The following is a 23,969-nucleotide window of genomic DNA, read 5'->3' on the forward strand; positions in this document are numbered from 1 at the left end:
GCTTGCCGTTCCGGGGCACCACAGCGGATCGCAAGGGGGCTTGACCCTATCGCTCTTTCCTGAGCAAGCCGGCCTGCAGCCACTGCTCGAGCCGCTCCGCCAGGACGGCCTTCGACGCCTGCTCTTCCACCCACTGGCGGCACTGACGGCGATCGATCTGATCCACCCGTTCCAGGGCGTCGGCTAAGGCGGACGGCTGATCCGGCTCCACCAACCAGCCGTTCAGGCCCGGCTGAACCAATTCCCCGGGGCCGCCGCGGCGGTAGGCCACCACGGGTACACCGCAGGCCATGGCCTCCACCACAACATTCCCGTAGGCCTCGTTCCACTTCGGGGTGTTGAGCAGGGCGCGGCAGCGGCCCAGCTCGGCCTGGAGCGCGGCGGTGGGCAAAAAGCCCCGCCAATCCAAGGTGCCGGGCGCCACGGAGGCCTCGACCCGCTCCGCATAGCCGGGATCCTCCACCAGCCCCCACACCGCCAGGGTTTGGCCGACTTGAGCCGCGGCCGCCGCCGCGTCCTCCAACCCTTTCTCAGGGGCCACCCGGCCCACCCAACCCAGGAGCGGATCGGGTTCGAGGCAGAGGCTGTAGTCCGCGAGATCAAAACCATTCCCCACCACAACGGGAGGCTGCGGCAGGTCGAAATCAGCGGCTTGGCTGGCGGTATGGAAAGCCAGACGCCGCTGATCCCAACGGGCCAGCTCGGCAATGGCCGCATCCATGACCTGGTTGACCGAGCCCATGCTCACCAGGTGAAAGACCGGCACCTCCACCAGAGGCGTCAGCCAAAACGGCAGCCAGTCGTAGCCGAGGTTCAAGACGACATCGATGGGCTCCTGCAAGGCCCGCTGCCAGAGCCGGGGCAGCAGGCCCTGGGCTGGCATCCAAACGTCGGAGGCCCGGGGGGCGTGCTGGCAACTCTCTTGGGGGGCACCGGGTTCCAACAGCAGGGCGGCCCCCTGACAACTGGGGGGCAAGCTCGAGCCCTCAGCCGCGGCCACCGTCAGGCGATGGCCGCGCTCGAGAAGCCCGCTCACCACGCTCAACAGGGTGAGCTCCACGCCCCCGGCCTTGCCACTGCCCAAGGGCCCCAGGGCGGGAGCGACCACCAGGATCGAGAGGGGGCGTGCACTCATGCGGTGACCTCCTGCTCGAGCTGCCAGAGCTGGATGCGTCGGTTGATCAAAACCACGCTCAAGAGCGCCAGGGCTGCCCCCAACCACTGCAAGGGTGTCAATGTCTCCTGGAGCAAGACCACGCCACAGAGCAACGCAAAAACGGGGGTCAAAAACGTAAGGGCCGTGAAGCTGGTCAGTTCACCGTGGTTGGCGAACCAGAAGAACAGCCCATAGGCCAGGGCACTGCCAAAGAGCGCCGCATAGGCCATCAGCAGCCAATCGAGGCCGGACCATTGGGGCCAGGGGCCCAGGGACGCTGGATTCCAGAGCGGCTCCAGCGCCGACCCCGCGAGCAGCGGCAAGGCCCCAAGCGCCAGGTGCCAACCGGTGACCGCCACCGGATCGCTATGGCGGCAGGCGTAGCGGCTCAACACCGTCCCCAGGGCCATGGCCAACGCCGCCGCCAACATCCAGAGCTCACCGTGGCTCCAGGCGGCCTCCCCGAGAACTTCCGGCCCCATCAGCCACCACTGCCGCAGCAGGGACTCCGGCAACCCCAAACAAAGGATGCCGAGCAAGCCCACGAGCAAGCCCACCCAACCCACGGGGTTGATCGCCTCACCAAACAGGCTGCGGGCCAGCAGGGCCACCAGCAAGGGCTGAGAATCAATCAGGACCGAGCCCAAGCCAGCTCCCGTGCCCCCCAGGCCCCGCGCCAGCAAGCCCTGAAAGGCCGTGGCATCCACGATGGCGAAGAGGGCAAACCAGAGCCAATCGCGGCGATCGACCGCCAGGGAGCGGCCCAGGACCTGGGCCGCCAGTAGGACCACGAGCCCGGCCGGGAGCAACCGCATCCAGGCCAAGGTGAGTGGTCCGGCCCCATCGAGCAGGGGCCGCATCGCAGCCATCGCCGTCCCCCAGAGGGCAAAGGGGAGCACCATGGCCAGCCAGCGCAGGTTCACCGGCTTCAACCGCCCACAAGCTCCTTTTTAAGATCCAGCCACTGCAGATCGACTCGATGCCCTGGCCCTGGCGACGCAAGTCACGCCGCAAACTCGCGCGCATTGCCATTGAAGGGCCCATCGCCTCGGGCACGCGCAAACGGGTGCTGAAGGCCCTACGCGAGGTCGAAAAGCGGGAGTTCCCCGCCCTCTTACTCCGCATCGACAGCCCCGGCGGAACCGTTGGGGACAGCCAGGAAATTCATGCAGCCCTGCTGCGACTGCGCGAGAAGAACTGCAAGGTCATCGCCAGCTTCGGCAACATCTCCGCCTCCGGTGGCGTCTACATCGGTGTCGCCGCCGACAAGATCGTCTCCAACCCCGGCTCGATCACCGGCTCCATTGGCGTGATCCTGCGGGGCAACAACCTGTCCCGCCTGCTGGAGCGCATCGGCATCCAGTTCGAGACGGTCAAGAGCGGCCTTTATAAGGACATCCTGTCCCCCGATCGCGCCCTCAGTGCCGGCGAGCGGCAGCTGCTGCAGGACCTGATCGACTCCAGCTACGGACAGTTCGTGACGGCCGTTGCTCAAGGGCGCGGCCTCAGCGAGGAGGAGGTGCGTCGCTTTGCCGATGGTCGGGTCTTCAGCGGTGCCCAAGCCAAAGACCTGGGTCTGGTGGATGAACTCGGAGATGAGGAGCAGGCCCGGCGCTTGGCCTGTGAATTGGCTGAGTTGGATCTGGAGAAAACCAAACCGATCACCTTTGGCCAAGAGAAGAACCGCTTTGCGGGCGTCATCCCCGGCCGATCCCTGTTCTCCCTCGCCCTGCAGTGGCTCAAGCTGGAGCTCAGCACCAGCGGCCAACCCCTTTGGCTGCATCGTCCATGAGCCCTGAGCAATCGCTCCGCGCCCTCCGGGGCGCCACCACGGCGACGGCGAACAGCCGCGAAGCCATCCAAGAGGCGGTGGAGGAGCTGCTGAATGCGCTGGTGGAGCGCAACAACCTGAGCGGCGAGCACATCCTCTCGCTCACCTTTTCAGTCACCACCGATCTGGACGCCTGCTTCCCAGCGGCCATCGCGCGGCAGCGGCCGGGCTGGGGCGGGGTGGCCCTGCTGGACTGCCAGCAAATGGCCGTCGCCGGCGACCTGAAGCGCTGTATCCGTCTTCTCGCCCACGTCTGGCTCGAGCAACCGGCACGCCACGCCTACCTCCGGGACGCCGCCAAGCTCAGGCCCGACCTGGCCCAGTCCTGAGCAGTCGCATCTGGTCACAACTGCCAGCTGCTTCGCCGCCCACCGAGGTCGGCCCAACTCCCCTACCCCCTGAGAATGGACCCAACGGTCCATGTTTGAGGCGCAATGATCAATCGCAAGTTGAAACGGACTGCACTCCAGCTCGCCGCCCTGGCTGGTTGTGGCGCAGCCCTCACCGGCGCCCAGCTGGGCTTGTCCCCCAAAGCGGCTCTGGCGCAAGGGACCCCCAGCATCATGGAGTTCCGCTGGGACAACACCAAGGACTACCGGAAGCTCTACTACTTCACGACGAACACGGTTCGTCAACAGCGTGCTGAATACTATTTTCTGCTGAAACCGAAGGATCGCAAAACAGCGATCTTGAAGTTGGCCATCTCGATTCCCCAAAGCTTCGACACAACGCTTGATCCCAACAAAATCAAGCTCTGCTACATGAAGTCGGGGAGCATGACCAAGCGCACCCGCTGCGAAGAGACCATCCCCGCGACGGTGGAGGTCACCACGGATGGCCGCTCGATCGAAATCTTCCCGGACACCCCGGTGCCCGTCGGCAAGACCATTGGCGTCTACATGCAGGTGATCAACCCGCCCAGCGCTGGGATGTTCCAGCTCAACGCCTTGGCCCAGGCCCCTGGCGCCGTACCGATCTCCGGTTACCTGGGCAGCTGGCTGATCCAGGTGGATGCCACCTCGGATTTCTGAGTCACCCCGACTGATAAATTGTCGGATCGACGTTGAAGGCGCAGCCGAGCCGGAGCCATGACCAAGCGCACCCTTGAAGGAACCAGCCGTAAGCGCAAACGGGTGTCCGGTTTCCGTGTTCGCATGCGGACCCACACCGGTCGTCGCGTGATCCGCTCCCGCCGCAAGCGCGGCCGGGCCCGTCTGTCGGTCTGATCCCCGCCACCCTCTGAAGGCTTCACCCCGAAGCCAACAACGCCCCCTCAGCCCATCCCGCGTAGCCCCAAGCCATGGCGCTCTCTCGGGAACACAGGCTGAGGGGGCGTTTTGTCTTTGATCGGATCTACCAAAAAGGTCGGCGCATCCACGGCCAGTGGATGGTCCTGAGGACCCTGCGCGCCGAACCCCAGCTGCTGAAGAGCGATCCCAGGGATCGCCATCCACTGAGCTGCCGCCTCGGGGTGGTAGTGAGCAGCAAAGTCAGCAAGCGTTCGGTGCAACGCAACCGCCTGAGGCGACTGTTGCATGGCCACCTCAGCCGCCAGCTCTCCCACCAAGGCGAAGGGTTGTGGCTGCTGATCTCGCTGAAACCCGGCAGCGCAGACGCAGAAGAGCAGGTCCTCCTGGGAGAATGTTCTGAACTCCTTGCCAAGGCAGGACTGAGACCATGAGCGCCGCCTCCCAACCCGCTCCCGTGGCCCCGGGGGCCAGCATCAACGAAGAGGTCTTCTATGAGGGCGGGCCAGCCAAAGGTGATCTGATCACCAACCTGCTGTTTGGTCTCACCCTGATCGGCATTCCGTTTGCCGTTGGTGCTCTGGTGCGCGCCCTCTGGCTTCGTTTCCGGATCACCAGCCGTCGAGTGGAAGTGACCGGCGGCTGGCTCGGCCGCGACCGCACCCAGGTGGTCTACAGCCAGATCCGTGAGGTGCGCTCGGTCTCCCGTGGCTTCGGCTTTTGGGGTGACATGGTCCTCGTCCTCAGCGACGGCATGAAGCTGGAAATGCGTGCCGTGCCCCGCTACCGCGATGCCCAGGCCTTCATCGAGGCCCGACTGAAGGGCGGTTCCGCCGCCAAGAGCTCTGGCACCGCCGGTTTCGGTAGCGACGCCGCCGCCTGAGACACTGACTCACACCTTTCACCCCCTCCGTTAGCGACGCCGTGATCGGATACATCTCCGACAACCTGCTGCTGCCAATCCTGGATTTCTTCTACGGATTGGTACCGAGCTATGGGCTCGCGATCATTGCCCTAACGGTGGTGATTCGCCTGGCTCTCTTCCCGCTGAGCGCGGGCTCGATCCGCAATGCCCGCCGCATGCGGATCGCCCAGCCGGTGATGCAAAAGCGCCAGGCCGAGATCAAAGCGAAATACGCCAACAACCCCCAAAAGCAACAGGAGGAACTGGGCTCCTTGATGAAGGAGTTCGGCAGCCCCCTCTCCGGCTGCCTGCCCCTCTTGGTGCAGATGCCGATCCTGTTTGCGCTGTTTGCCACCCTGCGGGGATCACCGTTCGCCGACGTCCCCTACACCCTGAATCTCAAGGTGTTGCCGGCCGATCAAATCGCCGCGGTCGAGCCGAAGCCGTTCAACAGCGCCAGTCACTCCATCTTTGTGACCAGCACGGATCACGTCCCCGTGATCGCCAGCTTGGAGAAGGGCACCAAGTTGGGGGTGGGGGATACCGAGACCGTCAGCCTGCACACCAAGGATGGCTCCAGCTTCGCCTCCGTCCTGAGCGGCGTTGAGAACGGCTCCTCCTTTGCCCCCACCTGGTCCGTCACCAAGGGTGAGGGCGTGGTCAGCGTCGACCAAAACGGTGCCATCCACGCCATTTCGGCTGGTGACGCCACCGTCGAGGCCAAGATCCCTGGCCTGGCTGCCCGCAGTGGGTTCCTCTTCATCAAGGCCCTGGGCCAGGTCGGCTTTTACACCGACGGCGCCATCAACTGGGACATCGCCATCCTGGTGGGCGGCTTCGGCATCACCCTGTTCCTGAGCCAGATCCTCTCGGGCATGGGCATGCCCGCCAACCCCCAACAGGCCACCGCCAACAAGATCACCCCCGTGATGATCACCGGGATGTTCCTGTTCTTCCCCCTGCCCGCAGGGGTGCTGCTCTACATGGTCATCGCCAACGTCTTCCAGGCGATCCAGACCTTCCTGCTGACCCGCGAGGCCCTGCCGGACAACCTGCAGACCATCCTCGATCAGCAACTCGCCGCCGAGGCCAAAACCGTGACGGCGACGGTGACCGGTGGCAGCCGCATGCCGTTCGAACCGAAGGGCAAGAAGTAGGCCATGGGCGACGGCCTCCAGACCGGTGATCCCCTCCATCCAGTGCCGCTCCAGGAGCTCCAGCTTCTTGAGCAGGGCAAACACTGGAGCATCGATAAGCGGCTCACTAAGCTCGACAGCCTGACCCCCGTCCGCGGTCACCTGCACGCGGTCCATCGCGGCAATATTTTGGAGTTGGACGGCGAAGCCAACACCATCGTCACCCTCTGCTGTGACCGCTGCCTGCAGCAGTTCAACCATCCCCTGAGCTTTCAAACCCGCGAGGTCCTCTGGCTCGGCGAACAGGCCAGGGAGCAGGGCATGGATCTGGAGAGCGTGCTCGAGGCCGGCGGTGACGTCATCGACCTGGATCCCGATGCGCTCACCGAAAGCATGGATCCCCGGGCGGATTTCGAGCCCGAGCACTGGGTCTTTGAGCAACTCAATCTCCAGCTGCCCGTCGTCAATCGCTGCGGAGCGGACTGCCCCGGTCCCAAGCTGAAGGCTGAGCCCGGCGATGAGCCGATGGACCCCCGCTGGGCGGCCCTGAAGAAACTGAACCCATGAGTCAGGCCTGGGCTGACCACCTCGATCTGCTGATCCGGGCCAGGACGCCCATTCTCTGGATCCGCAGCCAAGAGGAGGAACGCATCGCCAACCTGCTCGCTGAAGCGGCGAAGCGCCTCGATCAACGGTCCCTGGCCCGCTGGGATTACATCAGTGGCTTGAAGGGCTGGGCCGGCCGCGATGGGGAAGCCGCCCGCAATCCGTTAGCGGCCCTGGAAAGCCTGAGCGCCTTGCCGGCTGAGCAACCCGCCCTGTTGGTGCTCCACGATTTCCATCGATACGCGGACGACAGCAGCATCTGCCGCAAGCTCCGCAACCTGGCCTCGAGCCTGCGCCAACGCCCGCAAACCCTCGTGATCACGGCCGCGGAGTGGCAACTCCCCCGGGAACTGGAGGAGTGCATCACCCTGTTGGATCTTCCGCTGCCCAACCAACAGGAGATCCAGACGTTGCTCGGGAACATCGCCCAAGCCAGCGGACAAGCCATGGGAGCGGAGCTGCTGGAGCAACTCACCCACAGCTGCAGTGGCCTCAGTGAGCAGCGCATCCGGCAGGTGGCCGCCAGGGGCCTCGCCAGCCGCGGCCAGCTGGGCAGTGCGGACCTCGACGAGGTGCTCGAGGAAAAACGCCAGGCGATTGCCCGCAGCGAACTGCTGGAGTACTGCCCGACCGAAGCCACCCCAGCCGACATCGGCGGACTCGATGCCCTGAAGCGCTGGCTCGAGCAACGCCACATGGCCTTCAGCGACGAGGCGCGCCGCTACGGCCTGCCACTGCCGCGGGGGGTGTTGCTGGTGGGGCCCCAGGGCACGGGCAAATCCCTTACGGCTAAGGCCATCGCCCACAGCTGGAGCATGCCGCTGCTGCGCCTGGATGTTGGACGGCTGTTTGCCGGACTGGTGGGTGCCTCAGAGGCGCGGACCCGGGACATGATTCAACGGGCCGAGGCCATGGCCCCCTGCGTGCTCTGGATTGACGAGATCGACAAGGGCTTTGGCAGTGCCGATGGCCGCAGTGACGGGGGCACCAGCCAACGGGTGTTGGCAAGTTTGCTGACCTGGATGGCGGAGAAGAGCAGCGCTGTCTTTGTCGTCGCCACCGCGAATGGTGTGGAGAAACTGCCGGCGGAGCTGCTGCGCAAAGGCCGCTTTGATGAGATTTTCCTGCTCGATCTACCCGACGCCCAAGAACGGCGAACGATCCTTGATTTGCAACTGAGGCGCCGGCGGCCGATTCATCAGATCCCCCTCGATGTTGTCGTGGACCGGACCCAGGGGTTCTCGGGAGCCGAGCTCGAGCAGGTGGTGATTGAGGCGATGCACCAGGCCTTCAGCGAATCCCGTGAGTTCGGCGAGGCTGATCTCAGCAGTGCGGCCGCCCAACTGGTGCCCTTGTCCCGCACCGCGCGCGAACAGTTGGAGCAACTGCAGCAGTGGGCCAGCAGCGGCCGGGCCCGCCCCGCCTCCACACATTGCGGCGGGTAAAGAAGACCAACGCCAGGTAAAGAAGCCCGGTGATCGGTCGCGCTGATTTCGAGGGTCGCAGCAAGCTGCATGGAACGCATCCAAGCCGCAATGGATCAACGCCCTGCCCTCGCCACACAACTGTTGGTTGCTGGCCTCGGCGCTGGTGTCATCACCAGCTACGCGGTTGCCCAAGGACAGAATCCCCTGACCGCCCTGAGCATTACGGTGTTCTCAGCCTTGGCCGCCGTGATGGTCGGCCAGGTCCTCTAGACCCGAGCCCACTTTCTGCCATGCCCGCAGACACGCTCTCGACCAGTCAGCGGGAAAGCCTGATCGACGCCCTGCGTTCCTGCCGCAGCACCGAGGAACGCTTGGCGTTTGCCAAGGACTACGCCCAAACCGGTCGCGAACCCCTTTGGGAGTTGATCTGCGATCTCTTGATCAGCCGCTCCATATCGCGGGCCGTGGCGGCCCACTGGCTGAAGGACCTGATCGAAGAAGGGAAAGCCTCTTAGCGGGAGGTCCGCTCGGCATCCGCCTTGATCGATGCCTCAAGCTGACGCCGCTTGTCTTCGATCAGGTGGGCACTGCTGACAAAGGCACAGGCCGTATGGCCATCTTTGGTGAGGCAAACCTTGTAACCGAGGCCATCGGTTGTGGGTTCAAAGTCCATCAGACGCGTGCCGATGCGCCATTAGAGCTCGCAGGTTCGAAACCAACAAGGGATTGTCACCAGTAGTGTTCAAACCCGCAACGCAAAAGACAGGCATGGACGGACGGCTTGTGGTGATCGGCTTGTTGCTCGTCTTTGCAGGCTTGTACGTCTCGGTTTACTTCGTAACCCAGGGCATCACCCCTCCCGGCTGAAGCAAAATGGTGCCCCCCAGTGCACGGTCCTGGCGCAGTTTCGCCATCAAGATTGGCCTGTTTTGGATCGCCAAGCTCTGGGTCTGCCAGGTCGATGTCACCCGGCCGATCTGCCATGTTGTCGAGCGCGGCTTTCTGCCCTGCCTGCTGACATTTGCCGTGATGGATTTCCTCGTGTTGCCCTGGCTGCGGCGCAAGCGCTAGCGAGGGCTGAACGAGGCCGCTAAAACACAAGAAAGACCCGAGCTCAGAGCCGCGACTGCATGTTCAAGATCTATCGGAAGGTCTCTGAATTTCTGGCTCGCTTTCTGACGGTTGGTCATCCCCTACGGATTCCGGCGCTGCTGATATCGCTGTTGTTTTTCTGCTTGGCCGCCACCTGGACCTTTTGGGCCACCTGGGGCGTCTTAAGCGGCGTGCTGGGCCTCTCGAATGTGATCGGAATCAGTGCCGGAGTGGGAATGAACATCGCAGTCCTCAAGTTGCCCGCTTAGACGCGGCTAAAGCGGAGATAGGCCAGATAACAAATCAGGGTTAAGGCCAAGACCTGAGCCAGGGAGGGCACCAGGAAGCAACCGACAAGAACCCCAAGCGTGAGCAAGACGATGGTGGAGGGCCGCTCGGGGTTGAGCGACTTCAAGAGTCCTCCACGAAACGGGTTCATCAAGGGAGTGCGGCTGCTCCCTTATCCAGCAGGAGCGAGGGTCCGACCAGGGGAAGAAATGCTGATGAAATATTCGGCCTTGACATCGGCAGGGCGTTGGCTTGGATCGTCCCTAACAGGGAGGGGCTGATGGCCGGCTACTGGTATCAGTTCAACAACGGCGATCTGCTCTGCTCAGCGGTGCATCCCTCCACAGTGGATTGCCAGCCAGCGGCTGCACGGCAAGGGCAAATCGTCTATCAGGTCTTCAGTAGCCGAGAACGCTTCCGGTTGCTCCGCCTGCATCGCCGCAGGGGCAACCCATCGATCGACTTCGATCAGTGCGCTTGATTCGACCCATGACAGCCACGGGCCGGGCCGTGCGCTTCATCGCCTTGATCGTCCTGATCGGGCTCTTCGTCTGGATGATGCGGCATCAACCGCGGACGCCAAAAGCCAACGGAACTGGACTTCCGGCATCCGGGATGGGCTCACCGAGGCCGGGCATGCGCAGCCTGGGGTACTGACAGAGAACTCACCACATGTTTCGCGACCTCTGCCCGGCCCTCGCCAACAAGACCTACTTCAACTAGAGACACAAGCCCCAAGAAGCCAGTGTTTGCAGTGATTTTAGGGGTGAGAGTGGAGCGGCTCTACCAACGCTTCTACCAACGCCAGAAACACAAGCAACGACAAAAAGGAGGCCCATGGGGGCTTCTGGAGTCCTTGTGTGTACGAGAAGAGGCTTCTGAAATTTGCGGTGGGAATGGCGGTCCTTAGCTGCTTCAGCAAGCCCTGCCAAGAAAGCCCAGCTCAACCTAGCGATGAGCCACTGGGCGAGATTGTGAGGACTTGATGGGCACCTTGCGTGGTCGGTGGGCTTCTGATGCCGCCAGCGGCAGCTCGCCATGCCCCTTGCGGACAATGCCGGTTACGAGGTTGGGATTCACGGTGCGCACTGCACCGCTATCGACGTCAGTGATTTGGAAGAAGGAGTTGGCGCTGCATCGTGCTCCGCCTTCGCAGTGGATGACCTGACCGACCCACCAGCCACCTTCATGTGGCTCCACCAGCACTGCGTCGCCGACGCCGACGTGCAGGAAGACCGGTTCGAGTGACGAGCTGCCGGTGATTGCCGCCATAGACCACCTGAGTAGTACCCACGTTCTATCAGGAGGCATGCCTATGGCAATAGGAAAATTGGCTCATCCCGAGAGTGCGGCCAATGCATGCTCCAGAAATAAAGAAATCCTGAGCACAACTACCGATGCTCTTCAGGATTGAGGTCGGCCATGACTGCTTAGGTGCGTGGTCCACAAGCCCGAGCTGGTTCTTACCGCCTCGCTTGTCCTAGAGGCTGCGCGACCAACCCTTGCAATCGGTTCGGGACCGAGGCCATAACCGCTCAGGAGGCGACTGGTGCATAGGTCGTTGTCCGAGACGGGGTAGTGCCAAGCTCCCCCACCTCAACACTCCCCGCTACTGAGCAGTGGGTCGGGGAGCTGTTGGGCTCACTCGTAATCCGTGACCTTGATCCTTGGCGCCGAGGGGAGGAGAGATGAGCGCAACCCAGGAGCAGGCAGGCCATATGTCAGAGCTCGGATTCTTCTGGAACCTCCCTTGAGGACGGAACTCGCGGAGCCACATGCAACGACTCTTTCTTTCTTCCGTCAGAAGAGGGCTGCCAATCTGAATAAACAACCTTCCAAGCCTTGACGGTTTCTGGACCAATTTCATTGATCCTTAGACCGGTGGATCCATCATTTGAAAGCAAGACAAAAGCTTTTCCATTCACCATGTCGTAGTTAGCCAAAGCAGCCGCAATGGCTTTGTTGACCCTAAAAACGCCATCGCACCCATTAACAACTAGATAGCCGTCACCATTCTTGATTCCAAAAGACTGAATTGATTCACTACCAGTCGTCACGCGTCGACCGAAAGACTTATTGGCAACCGTTTCTTGCCTGACCCGGATTGTGTTCCGGCCAAAGAACGAAGCAACCCTGAAGGATTTATTATAATTGCGATCAAATACACCAATCGTCGTCCCTGTGATTGGGTTTTTCAGGATTACTGGCTTGGAAAGAGGGAATTTGGTGCTCTCAAGGTCTTGCGACCTCCAGTCTTCGGTAATAGTGAAGACTTCGACGCCGGGAAAGACCCTAGGAAGCTTCTCTTGTCCATATTGAATATATTCTTCTGTTCTATATGGCGAACACAGGAGGAGCTCTTCTTTTAATACATCGCCGTATTTCTTTGGTGATATTTCATACGCTGCTGCAGGCAATGAAGAGGCGAGAAGTGTTGCGCCAGCAAGAGCTAGCAGACCGGGAGAGCGCATAAGCTTCTTTTTTCTATATCTAAGCTAGCATGACTTCTGTAGTCACTTGTAGGTGAAGGCTAATGATCGCCTCTGGACTTGTGGTGTCAGCGCTATTTGGGATGGCACTACTGAGCGCTGAATCGCCGGCGAACGCGGCTCCTTCAGTCTTGGTGGAGAGCGGCGTCAACTGCCCTGGAAGCTATGTAAAAGCAGGGAGAGGCAAGAATTGCCAAGCAGCGCCCGAATATGTAGACATCATCTACCTCGGAGAGAATATAAGGGAATCCTGCAAACCCACCTACACCCGTCTCAATGCTGGCGACAGCAAGTGGTGCGTAAAATACAGCGAGCAATACTAATACGCTCGGATAGCTTCACTTGCAAGATTGATGAGTTTACGTGGGTTTGCATCCACAACCACCTCCTTCCCGCCTTCTGCATTGCTTCCTCAATCAGCATCCATTCCGCTGCCGTGTGACGCGTCTGCCATCCGTACTGCTCGCATGCGAACACACTGAAGGCCGTGCGTCCCACGTCCTTGGCTGGTCCTAGCCGCCAAGCTCGTCCTAGTGGATGCGCCACCCCCTTGCATTGACGGCACCACCGAGGCCATAACCGCTGAGGACACGGTGGTCGTTCCTACGTGATCCGAGACGGGGGAGTGCCAAACTCCCCCACCTCAACACTCCCCGCTACTGAGCAGTGGGTCGGGGAGCTGTTGGTCCAGAGATAACTGCTTGCTCTAGTTGCGGTTGATACGCATGGATTCGCACCCTTGCGGTCACTGTGACCTGGTTAGACACGTCCCCATGACCTTTTTGATGCACTGGTCTTTCAAGACCGGCTATCACGAAATTGCCGCCAAAAAGTTCATGGCGACAGGTGCTCCTTTCCCCTCATGCAAGTCCTGGAAACGCTTCCACGCACCTGGCTCGGTAGAAGGTTGGATTCTTGTGGAGGCGGACGATGCATCTGCCTGCTACGAGCATGCGGCCGAGTGGGCTGAGTGCCTGGATTGGGAGGTAACTCCCGTTCTTTCTGACGAAGAAGCTGGTCCGCTGATTGCCAAGGTCTACGCATAGTTCTTTGCCGGGGCTCCGCCTACGCGGTCGTCCCACCTCAACACTCCCCGCGACTAAGCAGTGGGTCGGGGAGCTTATGGCGATTGCCATGAGGCCAGCGCGTTGATCATTTCCTGGGCAAGTAGCCGCATCTCAGGCGCTGAGCGGCATCTGAGGGCCCGTTGGTATGGATTGGAGCGGCTGCTGGTATGCACACCTCACCAGCTGCTTGAAGCCGTCCTGCGGCGGTCCTCAGACCCACACAAAACGTTCAACCGGTCACAAACGGCACATCCCCGCTGGAACGGCTGCCGGATCATCTCCTCACGACCTTGGGTCGGACTTCGGGAGGGTGAAGGGGTCTTCAACACCCCTTCTTTTTTTGTCTGCCTGAGTGCTGCTGGGTTGCATCAACAGACGCTGCTGCCATTCCTAGTCCAGCTGCTCAAGGCTGGTGAGCACGTCTGGGTTCATTGGAAGGTCGCCCAGTGATCGGCTAACGCTGGCATTAGTGTGAGGCGAGTGGCTGCAAATGCCAGCAAACGGACTCCCGGTATGGGGTAAATGTAGTCCTTGCCGGTGCCTGAAGTGGGTTTAGAAATTTGCGGCAGCAATCGCCTTAAACAAGAAGCGGATCAGATGAATGGCATTTCACCAATCTGCATCCAAGCAGCCCCGGGGCAACAACCTCCGCTGGACGACAGAAGAGGACGTGGGACAGCGATGGGAAATCTTTGAATACGGGCTGGGCTGCGCTAGTTCGTGAGTAGCTTGAACCATCTGGTGTTGATCAATAAAAAAGCCGCCTTATTCGGCGGCCTGGCTAACTTCTTATACCCTTCTCATCAAAGTCGAATACGAACACCTGCGCGAGCGCCATAGGAATACAGAGGAGAATAATTTAGTCCATTGATGGAGAAAGCTGTAGAGCCATTGTAAGTAGCCTCTACAAACACATCAGCTTTGCTGGTTGCTGCATATGCCACACCAGCTTTTGCAAGATAGCCGAAAGCTCCAGCGTTGCCGCCATCGACTTTTACACTTTGAGAAAATGTGCCAGTCGCTCCCGAGCTCAACGAAGCGCTACCGGACTGAGTAGGGACGGATACGTTTGTGTAGCCAATCCCACCGCCCACATAAGGAGTAAACTTGGACTTTGTCTCAATGTCATAATAAGCGCTCGCGAATATACTGTTTGTGCTGAGAGTGCCAGTTCCGGTGATAGTGAAGCCGTACGGGATATCGGTGTATGTATTGCCAAGGTTAGTGCCACTTTCATGACCACTGCCGGTGATTTCACCGATCATTGGTCCATTAAATAGATACGTTAGCTCAGCTCTAATATCGCCGAAGTCGTACCCAAAGCCAGCTTCGCCGGCAAAGCCCACCCCAAGATCAAGTTGAGGAGTAAGGAAGCCGGAATAGGCATCACCGTTATCAAATACTCCCGAGTATGACTTTTCATTGTTGCCGGTATTGTTTGTCCATGAAGCACCAGCTCCAAGCGTCGCATAGAAGCCCTTAGCCTCTTCAGAAGGGTCTTGAGCGAACACCGGAGAGCTGACAGCAAAAAAGGTAGCCGCTGCTGCTGCGATCCTGAAATGGACTCTCATCTTATGTTTGGTAGATGTTCCCCTATTTAAACGCAGGGAAAACTCATGCAGGCTTCCCTTATGGCAATACTTGACCTGACACATCTAATTCGAATCAGCGTCCATCCCTAATTGCTCGCATGTAAAGCGTTGGCCCCTGCAACCCTTCAAGTTTTGATCGGCTACGAGCATTGAAGCTCGTGGCATTTCATCTGGTGTTTGGCATGGTATTCTCGTGAGGCAGTGCTTACTTATTGCCTGGGCTATCACCGTTGTTGAAAGCAATTCAGTCCCGAAGGCCTTTCTGGCGGGCTGTTGAACTTGCTTAATCTTGAAATATAGAGGGTCTTTGGAATAATGTCGATTCAATAAAAAAATGACCTTGATCCATCGCTCCCATTTCTTTGCTCATACTTTTTGAAGGGCTACAGGTGTTAGTTCAATCTCCAGCTGCTCATATCTACTAGTGACTGTGACTGGCGCATATTTCCACTGGTCGACAAGCTCGCAGATCTGAGTCAGGGTGTATTCAATTGTGCCCAACGACTCCATTGCAATCGTCTCTTGCTGAAGGCTTGACCAGTCGATGGCCTTTACAAGTGATACAAACTGCTCAACCAGTTCACTTGTTGCAGTGTTGAGGCCTTGATTTTCTTTTGGTCCAGATGATGTTGAAATCTTGGTTGGTTCTTTACTTTCTTCCGTTACCTCACTTTTCGGAAACTGTTGTCTAAGTTCTTTAAGGCGGCGAACAGTGATTGATTGCTGTCCTGCACAGAAGTTGAAGTTCTCAAAACTAACCTCCTCTTGTGTCACTTTGAAAGGTTCAGGAGACATCCTGCTTAGCTCGTAAAGATGTGATGGAGTAAGGGTGTCAAACCACTTCTACTCATCTTTATCAGTATGCCGACTAGTTAACCAATCAGCTGTAGCTGCCAGTTTGTGTGCATTGCTCCTTTTGAAACCAACTGACTCAAGCATCCGTTGTGCTTGCTTCCTAAGTCGTTTTGACTGCCACCCGTACTTATTGCCCTTATCGAAACGATGATTTTTCTCAAGATATTCTGCTTCATTGGAAATTGCTATCGCAAGCCGTAATCCATTGTCTGCAGCCCCTCTTTGAAGAAGAGCTGTTGATTCCGCAAACTGCAGAAGATTCTTTGCCGTGTCTTCTCCGATTTCTTGGAGTATTCGCTTTAGGCTTGCAAGATGGCGTTGATCAGGGATTCCATCTTCAGTGATTGGGGTAATGAGTTTGCTTAGTGTGATTTGAGTTGACATAGGAATTATCCACACGTGTGGATTATTTATTGATTGTGATCACCACCTACTGGTCTCTTGTCCTGGTAGATGGTGATTGTGAGTCACTGGTCAATTACCCGTCTGGGTATTTCACCTAGATTCGGTTTGGGAAGTGTTGCCGTAGGCTCCGCCTGTAGCACTCACTCCGTAAAGACGAACAAGTCATCCATCGAATGATGGATTTCACCTGAGTTCATGGTGCCGCCGCTGTGTTACTCGCGTCGGGCTAACGGGGTTGGATAACGGGTACTACTGCACAGTGCCTGAAGCTGTGCTCTCCCTGGCGTCCAACAACGCGAACAACGACCTACTCCAACCAGTCATAGTTGGCATTCAGAGCTGCCCCTTTCTTTAGAGACGAATCCACTCGTCTGGTTTTACCGCCTTGAACCTGGCGTGGTCAGTTCTTCTGTGTATACGGGTCGGAGCGCCTTCTTCGTGTATACAGGTGCCATCAAGATTCCCTTCTATACATGTGGGATCTATTCCTCCTATACACCCGCCATCGCTTCTCCCTGTATAAGCCCGTTATTGTCCTCTACCTCTAAACACCCGAAATCAACGGTCTCCCTCTACACGGGGCAGATCAGTCTCTCCCCCATAAGCCCGTTACCGGTCTCCTCGTATACGCCCGTTATCGCTTTTGCCTGTATGAGCCCGTTATCACCGTTTCAAATAAGTAATCAAGAAACTCACTACAGCGATCGGACGGCTTCTACCAAGCGCTGCCAAGGAACCGAGCCATAGCTTCCAGTTACGTTCGATGGTTCATGTCCAAGCAATTTCCCGATTGTTGCCTCGTTGAAGTTCTGCTCCCTTAACCGTGTCGCAGCATGATGCCGCAGCCCATGTGGATTAACCCCTGTGATGGATTTACAAGGCTTCGACAAGTTATGCCCCCAACGTCCATCAGGACCTTGTAATCGCGGCCATACAAAGCCAGTAGAGGATCGAAGTGGGGCGAGTATCTCTTCAAGCTCAGGATGCAGTGGTATTTCTCGATGAGAAGCACTTGTCTTTAGCGAACGCTCTAGATTCGGACGTACAACAATCCTGTCTTCAAGCAAGTCCTCAACCCTCAAGCCAGAAACTTCTGATAAGCGCGCCCCTGTGTAATAAAGCACCTTGAGGACTGGGACATAGATGCTGCCGGTCCAGTCTGTGACTGGGTTAACAACATCCAGACGATCTTTCTTGACGACCTTAATGCGCTTCGCTAGGCCCCTGAAAATATGCGTTGAATTTGGCTTAACTTCTTCAAGGATCGACCAAAGTCCACTCAAATAATTGATTGTGGTCTTGGCTGTGTTGGCACTTACCCGTTCAAGCAAGTAAGTCCGGTAAGAGGCAGCGTGATCTTTGGTGCATGACAGCGGTGAACCAACACCGCAGAACCCCATGAACAGATCGAGCTGCTTGCACCAGCTATCTCGCGTCCGTCTTGCTGGCTGCTTGAGCTTGGTCGCAACAGCAATCAGATCCTCAGCCGTGTAGAGGGGCTCAGGAATCAGCTCACCGGTGACGACAGCGACCATCCGCTCTCGTTGGGCCTGACTCAAATCCGGATCAACCCGCGCTCCTTCCAGCAGAAGCTCCTGCACCTCAGGGTCGTCGAGAGCCCCTGTGCAGGGAAGCCGATCGATCTGCTCATCAGGGGTCAGCTGCAACTCCCTACGGGCAATCGCGATCTCTCGATCAGTCCTCGCCAGAAAGCCTGGAAGCCGCGCTCTGGCTTCGTTGAGGGTTTTACCACCGCCTTCCTTCCAAGTGGCTTTACAGACGATCTGACGCACGTCTGATGGCACCGCTCGTTGAAGGACGTAAGACTGACGTGCCTTGTAGATGTGGCTGGCAATTTTGGGCACCGCTACCAACGCTTCTACCAACGCAAACGCTAGTAGCCTTAGGGATCTTTGCCCAGCACTAGCCAACAAGACCTACTTCAACTACGGCGGTCAAGGTCCCCTGCCGACCCCGTCGCTGGAGGCAATCAACCAGAGCTGGAGAACCATTCAGGAGCTCGGGCCGTTCACAACCGATGTCTGGCCTTTCATCGAGCAGGAAACCAGTCGCCTGCGCAGAGCCCTCGCGGGCTGGTGCGGGGTTGGCCCCCTTCGCATGACCCTGACGGAGAACGTCACCAGCGGCTGCGTCCTACCCCTCTGGGGCTTGCCCTGGGAGGCAGGCGATGAGCTGCTGATCAGCGACTGTGAGCATCCCGGTGTTGTCGCCGCCTGCCAGGAATTGGCTCGCCGCCATCAGCTGAGCCTGGCCACCCTGCCGGTCCTCGCGCTCTGCCAGACCACCCCGCAGGCGGAACTGGAGTCCGCCGTGCTGCAGCAGCTCGAGGCCTGCCAAACCCCCCGGACCCGGCTCGTTGTCCTCTCCCATCTGCTCTGGAACACCGGGGCAGTGATGCCGATCCCGGCGGTCGCCCATCAGCTCAAACACCATCCCAAGCAACCCTGGCTGCTGGTGGATGCGGCCCAGTCCATGGGCAGCCTTCCCGTCGCCGAAGCCGCGCAGGTGTCCGACATCTATGCCTTCACCGGCCACAAGTGGTGCTGCGGCCCCGAAGGCCTTGGCGGCGTGGCCCTCTCGGAGCGGGTCCTCGAACAAGGCCAACCGACCCTGATTGGCTGGCGCAGCCTCGAGCACGAGGGCAGCGCCGGAAGCAGCTGGCACCGCGATGGGCGCCGCTTTGAAGTCGCCACCTCCTGTGTCCCCCTCCTCAGCGGCCTGCGTCAATCGCTAGAGCTCTTGACCGCAGAAGGCGATGACGACGAACGCCTCAAGAGGATCCGTCAGGGCAGTCAGCAGCTCTGGAGTGGCCTGCAATCGCTCCCGGGTTGCAGCACCCTGCTGCCGGAGGCGCCTCCCGCAGGACTCATCAGCTTCCAGCTGGAGGGCATTGAGACCGCCCAAGCCGTGACGGCCCTCGGTCAAGCCGGGATCTGGATCCGCCGCCTCGATTCCCCGGATTGCCTCCGGGCCTGCACCCACATCTGCACCACCCCCGCTGAACTCGAGGGGTTGATCGGAGCACTGGCCAAGCTCAGCTAGCAGGGTCGATTGCGCAGGGCCTTCTCGGCCTCCTCGCGGTCATCGAAATGCACCTTTGTGGTGCCCAGGATTTGGTAATCCTCGTGACCCTTGCCCGCAATGAGGACGAGGTCCTGGGGCTGGGCCTTCGCAATCGCCTCTGCGATCGCCTGGCCACGATCCACGTCGACCCGCAGGGGCGTGCCCTCTGGAATCCCTGCAACCACATCCTTGAGGATCTGATCAGGATCCTCCGTGCGTGGGTTGTCGGAGGTCACCAGCACCTGATCCGCCAGCCGCGCTGCGATGGCCGCCATCTGGGGGCGCTTGGTGCGGTCACGATCCCCGCCGCAACCAAAAACACAGATCAGTTCGCCCTGCACAAAGGGCCGGCAAGCCGTGAGGGCACTCTCGAGGCCATCGGGGGTGTGGGCGTAATCCACCAGGACCGCCGGCAAGCCTGCATCGCAGCATTCGACGCGGGCCACCTGAACCCGCTCCATCCGGCCCGGCACCCCCTTAAAGCTGCCGAGGGCCTCCAACATTGCCGACAAGGGGAGCCCCTGCTGCAGCAAAACCCCAACGGCCTCAAGCAGATTCATCAAGTTGAACTTGCCCAGCAACGGCGAGGCAAACGCTCCCTGACCGAGCGGGGTGATCAGGGTTCCGCTGACCCCCTGGGGGCCCATCTGCAACCCCTCCATCCGCAGCTCCGCGGAGGAGTTGGACTCCAGGGAGGCCCGCCAGCAACGCTCGCCCAAGCGTTCGGCCAACCGCGCTCCCCAAGGGTCATCGACATTGACGACAGCCCGGGCGTCCGGCCCCAGGAGGGGCGCATCAAACAACTTGGCCTTGGCCTCGAAGTAGTCCTCCATCGAGGGGTGGTAGTCGAGGTGGTCCTGGGTCAGGTTCGTGAAGATCGCCCCGGCAAAGCGGCAACCGCTGATCCGCTGCTGATCGAGGGCATGGGAGCTCACCTCCATCGCCGCGATCCGCGATCCGGCCTCCGCGGCCATCGCCAGTTGGGCCTGCAGCTCGTCGGAAAAGGCCGTGGTGTGCTGAGCCGTCACGCTGTGACCCGGCCAGCGGTTGATCAAGGTGCCGAATAGGGCCACTGGGTAGCCGCACTGGCTGGCCAGGTGTTCCAACAAATAGGTCGTCGTGGTCTTGCCGTTAGTGCCCGTCACACCGATCAAAGCCAGGCGCTGACTGGGTTGCTGCCAGAACTCCGCGGCCAGCAAACCAGCCCAGCGGGAGACCGGGTCAGAGACCACCAAAACCGCATCACCATCGGCGGGGGGCCGGGCTTCTGCGGCAGCGCGGCCAATCACAGCCAAGGCGGCACCGGCCTGAAGCGCCTCCGGCCAATAGGCACCGCCATCCACCGTGGCTCCAGGCAAGCCCACAAAGACAGTCCCGGTCCCCACCCGGCGGGAGTCACAGCTCACCCCGTCCACATCCACATTCCCCAGCCCAGGGGGAACCGCCAGCCCGACCTGTCGCAGCAGGGTGTGGAGCCGTTGGGACATGGAGAGGGGTTGCGACCCCGCTGTTTTAGGTCGGTTCTGAGATGAAAACGTCGCCCCTGAGACCAGTCCCGTGAGCCTCAACCAAGACAGGCTCTGGAGCGGGACTAATGGACCCCCTGCTGGGTCAGCCAGCCGGCCAACTGCGATGCCCCCAACCGGGGCGAGAACCGAGGCAAAACCCGCTCCCCGTCGGCGCCGCGGTGAATCAAGACGGGGACTTCCAGGTCAAACCGGGCCAGCAATTGGGGATCCAGGTCCACATCCACGGCTTCAAAGGGGACCGCGGCGGCGCGCAACTTCTCCTCCAAGCCCTCGCAAAGGCAACAGCCCACCCGGGTCACCAGCACCAAGGTGGCCATCAATCCGGCACCGGGTCGCAACCGCAGGGCGTCCAGGGGTGACAACGCAGCAGGCGCTTCAGCGTCAGCCAGCTGCCGCGCCAGGGGCCGTGGCGTTCAATCGCCTCCAGGCCATAGGCGCTGCAACTGGGAATGAAGCGGCAGCGGGGAGGGCCCAGCAGAGGTGAAATCGCCAGGCGATAGAAACCGATCAGGGCCAGCAGCAGACGTTGGAGCAGGCTGTTCATGGACGCTTCAGGCCGAGCGATAAGATCGTCAACTTGCGTGGCATCAAGCCTTGCAGCGGAGAGCGGTCCCAGGACCACCCCTCCATGCTCTCAGGCAAGCCACGTCTGAATCAACCTGAACAGCAGTTCCTATGTCTCGCTACCGCGGCCCTCGCCTGAGGATTACGCGGCGCTTGGGAGACCTTCCTGGTCTCACCCGTAAGTCCGCCAAGCGGTCTTATCCCCCCGGTCAGCACGGCCAAGCCCGTCGCAAGCGCTCCGAATACGCCATCCGACTCGAAGAGAAGCAGAAGCTTCGCTTCAACTACGGCATTTCCGAACGTCAGCTGGTTCGCTATGTCAAAAAGGCCCGTGCCCAAGAGGGCTCCACGGGTACCAACCTGCTGAAACTGCTCGAGAACCGTCTCGACAACGTTTGCTTCCGCCTCGGCTTCGGCCCCACCGTCCCCGGTGCCCGTCAGCTGGTGAACCATGGCCACGTGACCGTGAACGGCCGCGTTGTGGACATCGCGAGCTACCAGTGTAAGGCCGGCGATGTGGTCGCCATCCGTGAGCGCAAGCAGAGCAAGAAACTGGCTGAAGGCAACCTGGAATTCCCTGGCCTCGCCAACATCCCCCCTCACCTCGAGCTCGACAAGAACAAGCTCATCGCCAAGGTCGGCGGTAAGTGCGAGCGCGAGTGGGTCGCTCTCGAAATCAACGAACTGCTGGTGGTGGAGTACTACTCCCGCAAGGTCTGATCCCGAGTCAGACACCCCTCCGTTCACCGAGCCTCCGCAAACGCGGGGGCTTTTTTGTGACAACACAAAGGAACAGCCAAGAAATCCAATCACTCCGAAAGATTAGACTCGCAAAAGCAGACAATACAGAGCGTGCTGAGCAAGAAAGTCAAGCCTGTATTGGCCACCCTCGCCATCGCAGCTAGTGGAGCAATTGCCTCCAGCTCCATATACAGACACTTAGCAGTCGACAAAGTCGCCGTAGCATCTTTCTACATTCAACTAGACAAGCAGAGCTCAAGCGCATCCAAGCAACTCCAAAAGTCGCGGAACTACCTGACGAGCTTTTTCGAAAAGGACGTGCCGTTCTACTTTGCGGGCGCAGACGGAAAAACAACAAGAAGAGCACTCACAAACTGCACATTTCACAAAGAAGACCTAAACCATATTGACTACAGGTGCCAAGCAAGAGCAAATACCAGCTCAAGCGAAAACCTGGCTCATGGCACCGCCTATCTTTACAGGATATCGATTAATGGATACCCACGAAACGAAACCAAGCTCCTCGCGAGACTCAAGGCTAACCAAACAGAAGAACCAACAAGCAGAGCGGATAAGAAAGTTTTTTTTGATCCAATTAATCATCCAGAAACAGGAGACCCAACTCTTCAAGAATTGACAGTCCCCGTAAATATTTACGAGTCCATCAACCCTGGCCAACTGAATGGCGAGCAAGCAACAGGGCAAAACATCTCAGCCCTAAACATCGCCCTGGGATCTCTTGTCGCAGGAATTATGCTTGCAATAATCTCAAGAAGTCATAAAAAGAAGACTTTCACAATCTCAGCAGCACTCATAATCACAGGATACCTAATGGCAGAGCAGCTCAGTAGAGCAATGCACTGGAACCCACTTCCAAGAAACTCACTTCTAGCTAATTCTGCACTACTTGAGATTTTTGAGAACACTCGACTGAAAGTCTTATATCAATCATTTTCATCAGGAAAAACCGGAGAAAGGCTTGTGGATTCAACCTGGAGGAAAGGACACCTAGAGAACTACGGCCACCGAGAAAATGCTTTTGACAGAGTTAACAACTTCGACAAAGATGACAACGGAATCAGCTACAGCTCAACATGCACTACCAGAGATCCAAACAAACTCGATGTACTAGCTATTGGAGCCTCTGTAGCAGAGGGAGCTCATGCCAGCTCAGTCCCAAAAACATGGTGGAATTTATCGGCAGAAAATCTAACTCTTAAAGTTCGAGAAAACGTGTGCTTTGGAGTACTTGCCAAAGGAGGAATAAAATCAGACAGAGAGCTTGAACTCCTGGATGACTTCTTGTCAAAATACACACCCCCAAAAGCATTGGTCATTGTGCATGGACAGAATGACATCCTCAACAGGACACTAAATCTCGACTCCAAGGTGCCTGGAGCAAGACAAGATTACCGTCAAATTGGAGCGGCCTCAACAGATCAACTAGTCGCTTATTCAGAGGCCATCAGAGCGCTAGCAGCTAAGAACAATATCTCCGTTTACGAAGCCATACCACCATCTGCCATAGATAAAGCATCGCTAACTCAAGCAGAAAAAGCAATCCTTGTTGGGTACGCAGGATCAAAGCTCTACGATTGGTCTCTTCCAAGAAGAATACTCAACCATTGGTTCAACGAGGCCTCAACCAGACTAAAGCTATCAGATCTACTAAATGAAGGCTACATATTTCTAGACTTAAGAGACATATTTAATTCGACCGCTACAACATTGTTTGCAGACATTTGGCACTTCGGCGACAAAGGCCATGAGATCTTCGCAGAGCACATCACCGCAGCTCTTCACAGCCAATTTCACAAGAAAGCTAGAGTCCAGTCCAAATCAACAAAAACAAATTAATGGCACAGAAAAGGCTTCATTAAAATCAAGATCCTCCCAAGTCCAACAAGATTGCTTCAAAGATTAGAAGGTGTCACAAGTTGGAGCAGGACTAATAAA

General features: G+C 58.7%; 32 protein-coding genes. 19 read left to right on the top strand and 13 right to left on the bottom strand.

Annotation, left to right across the window (positions count from 1 at the left end):
* Positions 1-46: 46 nt before the first annotated feature.
* Positions 47-1,135 carry a glycosyltransferase family 4 protein gene (locus H0O22_RS06565; protein WP_185188140.1) on the bottom strand — a complete coding sequence of 363 codons (1,089 nt, stop codon included), beginning with the start codon at positions 1,133-1,135 and terminating at the stop codon, positions 47-49.
* Positions 1,132-2,058, bottom strand: coding sequence for a DMT family transporter (locus H0O22_RS06570; protein ID WP_185188349.1), 927 nt, complete (start codon positions 2,056-2,058; stop codon positions 1,132-1,134). Before H0O22_RS06570 ends, H0O22_RS06565 begins: the two co-directional genes overlap by 4 nt.
* A 77-nt stretch (positions 2,059-2,135) precedes the next feature.
* Here H0O22_RS06570 and sppA point away from each other — a divergent pair, with 77 nt between their 5' ends.
* The 11 genes from sppA (at position 2,136) to H0O22_RS06625 (ending at position 8,822) form a co-directional block, all read left to right on the top strand.
* Positions 2,136-2,948, top strand: coding sequence for a signal peptide peptidase SppA (gene sppA, locus H0O22_RS06575; protein WP_185188141.1), 813 nt, complete (start codon positions 2,136-2,138; stop codon positions 2,946-2,948).
* Entirely contained in the window at positions 2,945-3,316 is a 372-nt protein-coding gene (gene aroH, locus H0O22_RS06580) for a chorismate mutase (RefSeq protein ID WP_185188142.1), read from the top strand. Before sppA ends, aroH begins: the two co-directional genes overlap by 4 nt.
* 105 nt (positions 3,317-3,421) lie before the next feature.
* Positions 3,422-4,018: a DUF2808 domain-containing protein gene (locus tag H0O22_RS06585; protein ID WP_185188143.1), complete on the top strand. Its 597-nt coding sequence runs from the start codon at positions 3,422-3,424 to the stop codon at positions 4,016-4,018.
* A gap of 57 nt (positions 4,019-4,075) precedes the next feature.
* Positions 4,076-4,213 (top strand): 50S ribosomal protein L34, encoded by a 138-nt coding sequence (rpmH, locus tag H0O22_RS06590; RefSeq protein WP_185188144.1) that lies wholly within the window; start codon positions 4,076-4,078, stop codon positions 4,211-4,213.
* 74 nt (positions 4,214-4,287) lie between these two features.
* The gene (gene rnpA / locus H0O22_RS06595; RefSeq protein ID WP_185188145.1) at positions 4,288-4,668 is read left to right on the top strand and encodes a ribonuclease P protein component; all 381 of its coding nucleotides are present in this window, start codon (positions 4,288-4,290) and stop codon (positions 4,666-4,668) included.
* Positions 4,665-5,117 (top strand): PH domain-containing protein, encoded by a 453-nt coding sequence (locus tag H0O22_RS06600; protein ID WP_185188146.1) that lies wholly within the window; start codon positions 4,665-4,667, stop codon positions 5,115-5,117. Before rnpA ends, H0O22_RS06600 begins: the two co-directional genes overlap by 4 nt.
* Before the next feature lie 41 nt (positions 5,118-5,158).
* Positions 5,159-6,295, top strand: coding sequence for a membrane protein insertase YidC (gene yidC, locus H0O22_RS06605; RefSeq protein WP_185188147.1), 1,137 nt, complete (start codon positions 5,159-5,161; stop codon positions 6,293-6,295).
* A 3-nt stretch (positions 6,296-6,298) separates the two neighbouring features.
* Positions 6,299-6,841 carry a DUF177 domain-containing protein gene (locus tag H0O22_RS06610; protein ID WP_185188148.1) on the top strand — a complete coding sequence of 181 codons (543 nt, stop codon included), beginning with the start codon at positions 6,299-6,301 and terminating at the stop codon, positions 6,839-6,841.
* Positions 6,838-8,325: an AAA family ATPase gene (locus H0O22_RS06615; protein WP_185188149.1), complete on the top strand. Its 1,488-nt coding sequence runs from the start codon at positions 6,838-6,840 to the stop codon at positions 8,323-8,325. The genes H0O22_RS06610 and H0O22_RS06615 overlap by 4 nt, the downstream gene beginning before the upstream one ends.
* A gap of 69 nt (positions 8,326-8,394) precedes the next feature.
* Positions 8,395-8,577 carry a hypothetical protein gene (locus H0O22_RS06620; protein WP_185188477.1) on the top strand — a complete coding sequence of 61 codons (183 nt, stop codon included), beginning with the start codon at positions 8,395-8,397 and terminating at the stop codon, positions 8,575-8,577.
* 20 nt (positions 8,578-8,597) lie between these two features.
* A complete protein-coding gene (locus tag H0O22_RS06625) occupies positions 8,598-8,822 on the top strand; it encodes an RNA recognition motif-containing protein (protein ID WP_185188150.1) in 225 nt (74 codons plus the stop codon).
* Here the strand turns inward: H0O22_RS06625 and H0O22_RS06630 are convergent.
* The gene (locus tag H0O22_RS06630; protein ID WP_185188151.1) at positions 8,819-8,980 is read right to left on the bottom strand and encodes a hypothetical protein; all 162 of its coding nucleotides are present in this window, start codon (positions 8,978-8,980) and stop codon (positions 8,819-8,821) included. The two genes, H0O22_RS06625 and H0O22_RS06630, sit on opposite strands and share 4 nt — an antisense overlap.
* Positions 8,981-9,180: 200 nt before the next feature.
* Here H0O22_RS06630 and H0O22_RS06635 point away from each other — a divergent pair, with 200 nt between their 5' ends.
* Together H0O22_RS06635 and H0O22_RS06640 are read left to right on the top strand one after the other, a co-directional pair.
* Positions 9,181-9,378, top strand: coding sequence for a hypothetical protein (locus H0O22_RS06635; protein WP_185188152.1), 198 nt, complete (start codon positions 9,181-9,183; stop codon positions 9,376-9,378).
* 59 nt (positions 9,379-9,437) lie between these two features.
* Positions 9,438-9,668: a hypothetical protein gene (locus H0O22_RS06640; RefSeq protein ID WP_185188153.1), complete on the top strand. Its 231-nt coding sequence runs from the start codon at positions 9,438-9,440 to the stop codon at positions 9,666-9,668.
* On the opposite strand, the gene H0O22_RS06645 is transcribed toward H0O22_RS06640, so the two are convergent.
* Positions 9,665-9,814: a hypothetical protein gene (locus tag H0O22_RS06645; RefSeq protein ID WP_185188154.1), complete on the bottom strand. Its 150-nt coding sequence runs from the start codon at positions 9,812-9,814 to the stop codon at positions 9,665-9,667. The genes H0O22_RS06640 and H0O22_RS06645 overlap by 4 nt on opposite strands.
* A gap of 153 nt (positions 9,815-9,967) precedes the next feature.
* Between H0O22_RS06645 and H0O22_RS06650 the strand changes: the two genes are divergently transcribed.
* Together H0O22_RS06650 and H0O22_RS06655 are read left to right on the top strand one after the other, a co-directional pair.
* Entirely contained in the window at positions 9,968-10,168 is a 201-nt protein-coding gene (locus H0O22_RS06650) for a hypothetical protein (RefSeq protein ID WP_185188155.1), read from the top strand.
* An 8-nt stretch (positions 10,169-10,176) separates the two neighbouring features.
* On the top strand, positions 10,177-10,344 hold the full coding sequence (locus H0O22_RS06655; protein ID WP_185188156.1) for a hypothetical protein: 168 nt from the start codon (positions 10,177-10,179) through the stop codon (positions 10,342-10,344).
* 291 nt (positions 10,345-10,635) lie between these two features.
* On the opposite strand, the gene H0O22_RS06660 is transcribed toward H0O22_RS06655, so the two are convergent.
* Together H0O22_RS06660 and H0O22_RS06665 are read right to left on the bottom strand one after the other, a co-directional pair.
* The gene (locus H0O22_RS06660) at positions 10,636-10,959 is read right to left on the bottom strand and encodes a DUF3104 domain-containing protein (RefSeq protein ID WP_185188157.1); all 324 of its coding nucleotides are present in this window, start codon (positions 10,957-10,959) and stop codon (positions 10,636-10,638) included.
* Positions 10,960-11,408: 449 nt separating this feature from the next.
* Positions 11,409-12,158: a hypothetical protein gene (locus tag H0O22_RS06665; protein WP_185188158.1), complete on the bottom strand. Its 750-nt coding sequence runs from the start codon at positions 12,156-12,158 to the stop codon at positions 11,409-11,411.
* 791 nt (positions 12,159-12,949) lie between these two features.
* Between H0O22_RS06665 and H0O22_RS06670 the strand changes: the two genes are divergently transcribed.
* Positions 12,950-13,222, top strand: coding sequence for a DUF3303 domain-containing protein (locus H0O22_RS06670; RefSeq protein ID WP_185188159.1), 273 nt, complete (start codon positions 12,950-12,952; stop codon positions 13,220-13,222).
* An 824-nt stretch (positions 13,223-14,046) separates the two neighbouring features.
* Here the strand turns inward: H0O22_RS06670 and H0O22_RS06675 are convergent.
* The 4 genes from H0O22_RS06675 to H0O22_RS06690 all read right to left on the bottom strand — a co-directional run bounded on the left by H0O22_RS06675 (position 14,047) and on the right by H0O22_RS06690 (position 17,981).
* Entirely contained in the window at positions 14,047-14,898 is an 852-nt protein-coding gene (locus tag H0O22_RS06675) for an outer membrane protein (RefSeq protein WP_185188160.1), read from the bottom strand.
* Between the two features lie 303 nt (positions 14,899-15,201).
* On the bottom strand, positions 15,202-15,630 hold the full coding sequence (locus H0O22_RS06680) for a hypothetical protein (protein ID WP_185188161.1): 429 nt from the start codon (positions 15,628-15,630) through the stop codon (positions 15,202-15,204).
* Positions 15,631-15,678: 48 nt separating this feature from the next.
* Positions 15,679-16,074, bottom strand: coding sequence for a hypothetical protein (locus H0O22_RS06685; protein ID WP_185188162.1), 396 nt, complete (start codon positions 16,072-16,074; stop codon positions 15,679-15,681).
* 716 nt (positions 16,075-16,790) lie between these two features.
* Positions 16,791-17,981, bottom strand: coding sequence for a tyrosine-type recombinase/integrase (locus tag H0O22_RS06690; protein ID WP_185188478.1), 1,191 nt, complete (start codon positions 17,979-17,981; stop codon positions 16,791-16,793).
* On the opposite strand from H0O22_RS06690, the gene H0O22_RS06695 reads away from it, so the two are divergent.
* Positions 17,938-19,158, top strand: coding sequence for an aminotransferase class V-fold PLP-dependent enzyme (locus tag H0O22_RS06695; RefSeq protein ID WP_185188163.1), 1,221 nt, complete (start codon positions 17,938-17,940; stop codon positions 19,156-19,158). The genes H0O22_RS06690 and H0O22_RS06695 overlap by 44 nt on opposite strands.
* Here the strand turns inward: H0O22_RS06695 and H0O22_RS06700 are convergent.
* The 3 genes from H0O22_RS06700 to yidD form a co-directional block, all read right to left on the bottom strand.
* Positions 19,155-20,666, bottom strand: a complete 1,512-nt coding sequence (locus tag H0O22_RS06700) for a UDP-N-acetylmuramoyl-L-alanyl-D-glutamate--2,6-diaminopimelate ligase (protein WP_185188164.1) — start codon at positions 20,664-20,666, stop codon at positions 19,155-19,157. The genes H0O22_RS06695 and H0O22_RS06700 overlap by 4 nt on opposite strands.
* A 104-nt stretch (positions 20,667-20,770) precedes the next feature.
* Positions 20,771-21,025 (bottom strand): glutaredoxin family protein, encoded by a 255-nt coding sequence (locus tag H0O22_RS06705; RefSeq protein WP_185188165.1) that lies wholly within the window; start codon positions 21,023-21,025, stop codon positions 20,771-20,773.
* On the bottom strand, positions 21,025-21,252 hold the full coding sequence (gene yidD, locus H0O22_RS06710) for a membrane protein insertion efficiency factor YidD (RefSeq protein ID WP_185188166.1): 228 nt from the start codon (positions 21,250-21,252) through the stop codon (positions 21,025-21,027). The genes H0O22_RS06705 and yidD overlap by 1 nt, the downstream gene beginning before the upstream one ends.
* A gap of 131 nt (positions 21,253-21,383) precedes the next feature.
* Here yidD and rpsD point away from each other — a divergent pair, with 131 nt between their 5' ends.
* Positions 21,384-21,992, top strand: coding sequence for a 30S ribosomal protein S4 (gene rpsD, locus H0O22_RS06715; protein WP_185188167.1), 609 nt, complete (start codon positions 21,384-21,386; stop codon positions 21,990-21,992).
* 132 nt (positions 21,993-22,124) lie between these two features.
* Positions 22,125-23,870, top strand: coding sequence for an SGNH/GDSL hydrolase family protein (locus tag H0O22_RS06720; RefSeq protein WP_185188168.1), 1,746 nt, complete (start codon positions 22,125-22,127; stop codon positions 23,868-23,870).
* Positions 23,871-23,969 lie beyond the last annotated feature (99 nt).

Source organism: Synechococcus sp. LTW-R (genome assembly GCF_014217875.1).
In the GTDB taxonomy this organism is placed as follows: domain Bacteria; phylum Cyanobacteriota; class Cyanobacteriia; order PCC-6307; family Cyanobiaceae; genus Vulcanococcus.